Origin of the sequence: Clostridium yunnanense (assembly GCF_016595795.1) — a bacterium.
GTDB classification, from domain to species: domain Bacteria; phylum Bacillota; class Clostridia; order Clostridiales; family Clostridiaceae; genus Clostridium_AR; species Clostridium_AR yunnanense.
The window spans coordinates 1-6,705 of sequence record NZ_JAENHN010000035.1 but is presented as its reverse complement, the minus strand read 5'-3'; the positions used below and the strand labels follow the sequence as shown (position 1 = coordinate 6,705).

Here is a 6,705-nt window from a genome sequence, read left to right as displayed (position 1 = left end):
TACGGCTCTGTTTTATTTGCATGTAAAAAAATATGGCAAAGAAAAGAAAAAAGTCAATTGAAAGCATATACACTTTCAATTGACTTTAATTTTGCTGTGGCAAAATATTAACTTAATGACATTGCTAAATCTAGCTCCTATTTTGTATTAACACCTTTTATTATCTTTCTTATAGCACTTCTTGGCGCCATTCTTAATGCCTGAATCATAATTTTGTTTTTTAATCCTGGTATAACAATTAGCTTTCCTTTTAAAAAGTTTTTATAGCCTATGTAAGCCACAGTTTCAGCATCCATCATGTATTTTTTAGCTTTTTCAGACTTAACAACTTCCGCCCGGCTTTGAAAGTTAGTCTTTACAGGACCAGGACAAAGCGCTGTTATTTTTATATTAGTGTTCTTAAGCTCTTCTCCTAATGCTTCAGTCAATGATAATACATAAGCTTTAGTTGCATAGTAAACCGACATTTTAGGTCCAGGAGCAAAGGCTGCTGTAGATGCAACATTTAAAACTCCACCCTTGCCTAACTCAATAATTTTAGGAAGAAATATCTTAGTAAGTCTAGTTAATGCATATATATTAACTTTAATCATATCTAAATCTTTTTCTGCATCAACTTCATGAAAATGCCCAAAAGAACCAAACCCAGCATTATTCACTAAGTTTTCCACAGTTAAATTATTTTCATCAACAAATTTGATTACTTTTTCCACAGAAGTTTCTAGTTTTAAATCTGCCTCTATAAAATGCACCTTTATAGAATTTGCTTCCTCAAGTTCAACCTTTACTTCTTCTAGCCTTCTTTTATCTCTTCCAACTATAATTAAATTGTTTTTATCTTCTGCAAAAAGCTTAGCTAATTCATAACCTATACCAGAAGTTGCTCCAGTTATTAACGTATACTTATTATTCATTATTTTTCTCCAGTTTCTACATAGGAACCCCTTAAAATTCTCAACTCAACTACTAAGTTACACGTGCTCGAAAATCACCAAAAGCCGTGATTTTCAAACAAGTATAACTTAAGTTTCGATAAGAGAATTTTTTATTCATATCTCATTTTGATATGAGGAATTCCGGCTTCCATGTAAACTTCAGATTTTCTCTTAAATCCTAAACCTTCGTATAACTCAACCACATATTCTTGCGCTGATAATGTTATATTATCTTCATCTAATTCATTTTTTATAAATTCAATTGCTTTTACCATCATCCTATTAGCAAGTCCCATTTTTCTATGACTTTTTGTAACTAGTACACGCCCTATAGAAGGATCTTTATAAGCTACTCCAGCCTTAAGAATTCTGCAATAAGCAACCACTCTTCCATTATTATCAGTTGCAAAAAGATGATAACAGTCTTTATCTCTATCATCCAAATCCTGCTCCTTAACTTCCTGCTCTCCTATAAATACTTCATTTCTTGATTTTACGATTTCATAAAGTTCTTCTATATTTAAATCACTAAAATGCTTTATAATCCACTCCATTTTATTTCTCCTTTTAAAGTTATTGAATGTATATTGTTGTTTGGCTTAATTTTATGTGACTAATATTATTCAATTAAGGTGGCACTACGGAGATACTATATGAACAAACACTTAGAATAGTTCTGTTAAATATTATTTTTAAAATTAAATGGTTATGCAAGAGATGCTATATGAGCAAGCTATTAGAATTAAATGATTTTTTCAGATGGAATGGCTCTAAAAAATCGCTAATCGTCCTTTATTAGTGATTTTTTTACGCATCTGCCTTTTCTGAACGTATGTGAAGAAATTCTGGCAGGCGATATATTCTTACTTTTTACTTTTTAATAATATAACATTTTCAATTTCTTAAATTTAAGATATGAAAGATTTATAAAATACATGGATTATTAAAAAGTAAAAACTGTACTGTTCAAACGTAGTGAGTTTACAGTTTTAGCTAAAGATGCAACACTTCAATCATTAAACTTTTTTCAAAACTCTGCTGGTTTCTTAGCAGAGAATTTGAAAATATAAGATTAGTTATGAAGTGATGCATCGGTGGAATATGACAAAATCATATTAATTCTTTGCGTAAGCTCATTCAAGCATCGGATGAATAACCACTTAATTTTACACATTGCTTTAACAGTTCCTAAGATTAAAGTATCGTATGTAGTGGCATCTTAATTTCATCACAGTCATAGAACATAAAAAATTATTATATCCTATTTTACTAATTTTTTGTTAGTAATTCTATAGCTTAGTGTAACTCTCTTTTTATTCTAGTTTAAATAAATAAGATTAATCAAATAATAACTTTGAAAGGAGTGTTGATTATGGGTAAGAGAAAAGGTATGCATGAAAAGCAAATGGAGTCTGCAAGAAAGTTTCTTGAACATAATGTTGGAATAACTGAAATAATGAATCAAACAGGACTATCTCAAGAAGATGTATTAAAAGAGAAACATAATATGGAGAGAAGAGCTGACGATTAATTTACTACTTCCTGGTATTTACTTATAAATATCAGGAAGTATATTGTTATTTTAACAAATATGTATAATACAATTATTTATATAATATTTAAATGCTAAGTTTGTATATTATTTAGATACATATACCTGTAACATTATCCATTAACTATATTACCGCCATTAACATGTATAGTTTGACCTGATATGTAAGATGCATCGTTTGAAGCCAAGAAGACATAGGCTTGAGCTAGTTCTACTGGTTGACCTGCTCTACCCATAGGTGTATCCGAACCAAAGTCTTTAACATCCTCTCCAGAAAAACTTGCCGGTATAAGTGGTGTCCATATTGGTCCTGGCGCAACTGAATTAACTCTTATTCCCGTCTTTGCAAGACTTTGAGATAGAGCCCTTGTGAAACTTACTAATGCTCCCTTAGTTGATGAATAATCTATTAAGGTTTCATTACCCTTATAAGCTGTTATTGAAGTGGTATTGATTATATTTCCTCCGCATTTTAAATGTGGTAAAACTGCCTTACTCATATAAAACGCACCAAATACATTAGTTCTAAAAGTTTTCTCAAGCTGGTCAGAACTTATATCCTTAAGGCTATTTTGTACATGTTGTTCTGCTGCATTATTAACTAATATGTCAATTTTACCCCATTGATCCATTACCTTTTTTACTACTTGACCACAGAAATCTTCATATCCGATATCCCCACTAATGAGCATACACTGAGCTCCACATTTATCTATTATACTCTTAGTTTCTTCCGCATCATCTTCTTCATGCAAATACACAATGGCAACCTTAGCTCCTTCTTTTGCAAAAGCTATAGAAACTGCTCTTCCTATGCCACTATCTCCACCTGTTATTATAGCTACTTTATCTTTTAATCTGCCTGATGATAGGTTATATCCTTCCATTTCAAAAATAGGTCTTGGATTCATCTCATTTTCAAAACCTGGCTGTCTATCTTGGTGCTGTGGTGGAAAACTAGTTGGAAACTTATGATTTTTATCCATTTATATCACCTCTAAAAATTATTTATAATTGCTATATAAAACTATAAGTCTTAATTATTATTCCTTTTAGCTTAAACTTTTATCCTTTTCATAAAATGTTTAATCATTGAATTTCATATTACTTAATCCTTTATTGCAGAATAATCCTAGTATATAGACATATAAATATAGAAAAAATATATTTGTAGAGAGGAGTGATATAAGTGGAATATAAAAGAATACTCGATAGTGGTGATTTAAAATCTAGAATAGAGAATACTATAACTGAATTTTATTGGGTTAATAAAATAGACATAAATGCTAAGAATGATCCTTTTTCTGCAATTGTATATGTAGATCCTAAATTAGTGCAATATGATGAGGTACTTGAATTCATACACTTTCTAGGTGATGAAGAAGACACTGCAAGATGTACAATATGCGATACTCGAGCAATAATGTCATTGAGAGAAGGTTTTGAAAGCGGAAAAGAGTTTGAATATCTTATAGGACTAAATGAACTTAAAACAATACTTACTAGGTCCTATGATTTACCTGATAGCAAATTTATAGATGCTATAGTTAAAGTTCACGAAGATATTCATATATTGATAAAGGATAGAAAACCATTACCAGTGTAATAGCATATAATATATTTTTAAAAATTATAAAGTGTGAGCAGTTATTTTATATTACCGCTCACACTTTAATTATTATGATATTACTTTTAGAAGCTTTTAGCAGCTTCCTTTGCATTTTCTATAGCTGCATTTTTAATTCCTTCAGCTTTATCTGGAGCATAGTTTGCACCTTCAACTACTACAGATGAATAGTCTGTAATTCCGAAGAATCCAAGAACGGATTTTATATATCTATCTCCTAGCTCAAACTCAGCAGTTGGTCCATAACTGTATATTCCACCTCTAGCTTGTATGTGTATAGCTTTCTTACCAGTTAATAAACCTACTGATCCACTCTCAGTATATTTAAAAGTCTTTCCTGCTACTGATACAGCATCAATATAAGCTTTTAGCATTGGAGGAATTCCAAAATTCCAAAGTGGTGATACAAACACATACTTGTCTACACTTACAAACTGATCAACTAGAGCACCCAGAGTTCCTACTTTTTGCTGCTGTTCCTCTGACAGTTCATTAAATGCTACTCCACCTGCTAACTTTCCCCAAGCTTCAAAAACTTCTTCATTTATAAGCGGTATATTGTCCTTATAAACATCTATATTAATAACTTCATCATTAGGATTAGCTTTTTTATATTCCTCAATAAATTCTTTTGCTACAGTTAAGCTGTATGAAGCTTCAACTGGTTTTGGATTTGCAGTAATAAATAAAACTTTTGACATAATTAAATCATCCTTCCTTATACTAAATATATATTTTATAACTTCTAAATAATATGCTTGAGTTTTGATATTAAGTCCTATATAATTATTATACCTAATTAATAATTATTATCAACTTACTTTATGTAACTATATTAATATATCATACTTACTTTTGTCAAGTATATATGATAAAATAAATTTGGGAGATGATTATTATGGATAAGTGTCAACTTTGCCCTAAGTTTGAAGCAGCTTTTTCCTTACTCGGTAAAAGATGGTCTGGCTTAATAATAAGAACTTTACTAAGTGGTCCAAAGAGATTTTCAGATATATCAGAAACAATTCCTAATATGAGTGCAAGAATGCTTACAGAGCGCTTTAAGGAATTGGAAAAGGAAGGTATCATAAAGAGAACCGTATATCCTGAAATCCCAGTAAGGATAGAATATGAACTTACTGACAAAGGAAGAGATCTTGAAACAGCAATGGATGAAATTCAGAAATGGGCTGAAAAATGGAGTTAAATCGGCAGACTACTGCCGATTTTCCATTTAATTTTGTTTTTTTTCGTTATATATAATTTTATTATCAGAAGTTATTAAGTTTAGCTTTACTAGTATAACTTTAAACACTGCGTATATTGGTACTACTGCAAAAGCCCCTAACGGACCAATCAAGGTAGCAGCTGCTATAACTAAGAATATGTCTGTCAATGGATGTATCTTCATAGCTTTTGCCATTATTAAAGGAACCACAATTCTTCCTTTAACCCCTTGTGCAATCATAAATAATATTGTAAGTTTTATTATCATATGAAGACCAACACTTATTGCAATAATATACGGTATTATCATTGAGACAAAGAATCCTACAAAAGGAATAAAAGCCAATATAAATGTGGTTGATGCTAAAATAAGAGCACTAGGCATACCGACTATCTTATACCCTATATAAACCATAATAGATAAAGATAATGCAACACAAGCCTGCCCTGTAACATAAGAAGACAATACTTTATTGCTTTCGCTCATGATTGAAGATATCGTATCTTTATATTTATCTGGAACTAACTTGATAATACTCTCTTTAAACTTTAATCCATCTTTTAATTGATAAAATATTATTACAAGTATAAGTAATAATACTGAAAATAAATTCATTGCATAACTAAATACTCTCATACCTCTCTTTCCAAGCATGTATACATATGTCTCGATATATCTCACAACCTTTTCATAAACCCAGCCTAAATCTAAGTTTTTTGTAAAGTAATCATTAAAGCCTTTTATAAACGAATCATTTTGCAAAGTATCTGATACTTTAGAAATAAGCAGTTGAAATTCTCTTATTAAGCGTGAACCTAAAAACACAAAAAATCCCGATAACACTAAAACTGCTATTATTAAAGTCAACATAGCTGCGATTCCGTTTTTCACTCCCTTTTTTAAAAGAAAATCATTTAAAGGCTTTACTAGATAAAAGAAGAACACTCCTATAATTACCGGTACGAGTACCACCTTTGTAATTTTATGTGCAAAAACTATTAGTGTTGGTACCTTGCTATAAAGAAATATTGCTAGTAAAACTAAATTTATTATTAAAAGATTATATATTAGTTTTCTCTTCTTCATAATTTTCTCCTAAGGTTTTTATAGTTTAACTAATATTAGTGTTTTCCATGGAGTTAGTTTGTATTCCTAGTAATATCTACAAATATTTCTATATACCATAGATATAACGTATACTTCATCATAATGTTTCTAAAAAACAATGCCCTTGTAGTGAGGGCACTGAAAAACTTTAGTTTTTCAGGAGCGATTTATTTAAATAGTTTAAAAGTAGCTGATAAAACTAAGAGTTTTTAGTTTTATCAGCTGCTTTGTTTTAAAAACTGCTTAAGTTAATTGG

General features: G+C 30.2%; 8 protein-coding genes. 3 read left to right on the top strand and 5 right to left on the bottom strand.

Annotated elements, in window-relative coordinates; genetic code table 11:
• Positions 1-137: 137 nt before the first annotated feature.
• The gene (locus JHL18_RS11450; RefSeq protein WP_200269257.1) at positions 138-914 is read right to left on the bottom strand and encodes an SDR family NAD(P)-dependent oxidoreductase; all 777 of its coding nucleotides are present in this window, start codon (positions 912-914) and stop codon (positions 138-140) included.
• Positions 915-1,045: 131 nt separating this feature from the next.
• Positions 1,046-1,489: a GNAT family N-acetyltransferase gene (locus JHL18_RS11445; RefSeq protein WP_200269255.1), complete on the bottom strand. Its 444-nt coding sequence runs from the start codon at positions 1,487-1,489 to the stop codon at positions 1,046-1,048.
• An 818-nt stretch (positions 1,490-2,307) separates the two neighbouring features.
• Between JHL18_RS11445 and JHL18_RS11440 the strand changes: the two genes are divergently transcribed.
• Positions 2,308-2,466 carry a hypothetical protein gene (locus JHL18_RS11440; RefSeq protein WP_183279412.1) on the top strand — a complete coding sequence of 53 codons (159 nt, stop codon included), beginning with the start codon at positions 2,308-2,310 and terminating at the stop codon, positions 2,464-2,466.
• Between the two features lie 134 nt (positions 2,467-2,600).
• On the opposite strand, the gene JHL18_RS11435 is transcribed toward JHL18_RS11440, so the two are convergent.
• Positions 2,601-3,473, bottom strand: coding sequence for an SDR family oxidoreductase (locus tag JHL18_RS11435; protein ID WP_200269252.1), 873 nt, complete (start codon positions 3,471-3,473; stop codon positions 2,601-2,603).
• A gap of 203 nt (positions 3,474-3,676) precedes the next feature.
• Between JHL18_RS11435 and JHL18_RS11430 the strand changes: the two genes are divergently transcribed.
• Positions 3,677-4,093: a hypothetical protein gene (locus JHL18_RS11430; RefSeq protein WP_200269250.1), complete on the top strand. Its 417-nt coding sequence runs from the start codon at positions 3,677-3,679 to the stop codon at positions 4,091-4,093.
• A gap of 86 nt (positions 4,094-4,179) precedes the next feature.
• On the opposite strand, the gene JHL18_RS11425 is transcribed toward JHL18_RS11430, so the two are convergent.
• Entirely contained in the window at positions 4,180-4,815 is a 636-nt protein-coding gene (locus tag JHL18_RS11425) for an FMN-dependent NADH-azoreductase (protein WP_200269248.1), read from the bottom strand.
• Positions 4,816-5,012: 197 nt separating this feature from the next.
• Here JHL18_RS11425 and JHL18_RS11420 point away from each other — a divergent pair, with 197 nt between their 5' ends.
• Positions 5,013-5,321 carry a winged helix-turn-helix transcriptional regulator gene (locus JHL18_RS11420; protein WP_183279416.1) on the top strand — a complete coding sequence of 103 codons (309 nt, stop codon included), beginning with the start codon at positions 5,013-5,015 and terminating at the stop codon, positions 5,319-5,321.
• Between the two features lie 27 nt (positions 5,322-5,348).
• Here JHL18_RS11420 and JHL18_RS11415 read toward each other — a convergent pair whose 3' ends face one another.
• Entirely contained in the window at positions 5,349-6,428 is a 1,080-nt protein-coding gene (locus JHL18_RS11415) for an AI-2E family transporter (RefSeq protein ID WP_200269246.1), read from the bottom strand.
• Positions 6,429-6,705 lie beyond the last annotated feature (277 nt).

What these genes read in the sequence shown, in the direction of transcription:
- JHL18_RS11435 (WP_200269252.1), bottom strand. Translation starts at nt 3,473, where the DNA reads ATGGATAAAAATCATAAGTTTCCAACTAGTTTTCCACCACAGCACCAA.
- JHL18_RS11415 (WP_200269246.1), bottom strand. Translation starts at nt 6,428, where the DNA reads ATGAAGAAGAGAAAACTAATATATAATCTTTTAATAATAAATTTAGTT.
- JHL18_RS11440 (WP_183279412.1), top strand. Translation starts at nt 2,308, where the DNA reads ATGGGTAAGAGAAAAGGTATGCATGAAAAGCAAATGGAGTCTGCAAGA.
- JHL18_RS11445 (WP_200269255.1), bottom strand. Translation starts at nt 1,489, where the DNA reads ATGGAGTGGATTATAAAGCATTTTAGTGATTTAAATATAGAAGAACTT.
- JHL18_RS11425 (WP_200269248.1), bottom strand. Translation starts at nt 4,815, where the DNA reads ATGTCAAAAGTTTTATTTATTACTGCAAATCCAAAACCAGTTGAAGCT.
- JHL18_RS11420 (WP_183279416.1), top strand. Translation starts at nt 5,013, where the DNA reads ATGGATAAGTGTCAACTTTGCCCTAAGTTTGAAGCAGCTTTTTCCTTA.
- JHL18_RS11450 (WP_200269257.1), bottom strand. Translation starts at nt 914, where the DNA reads ATGAATAATAAGTATACGTTAATAACTGGAGCAACTTCTGGTATAGGT.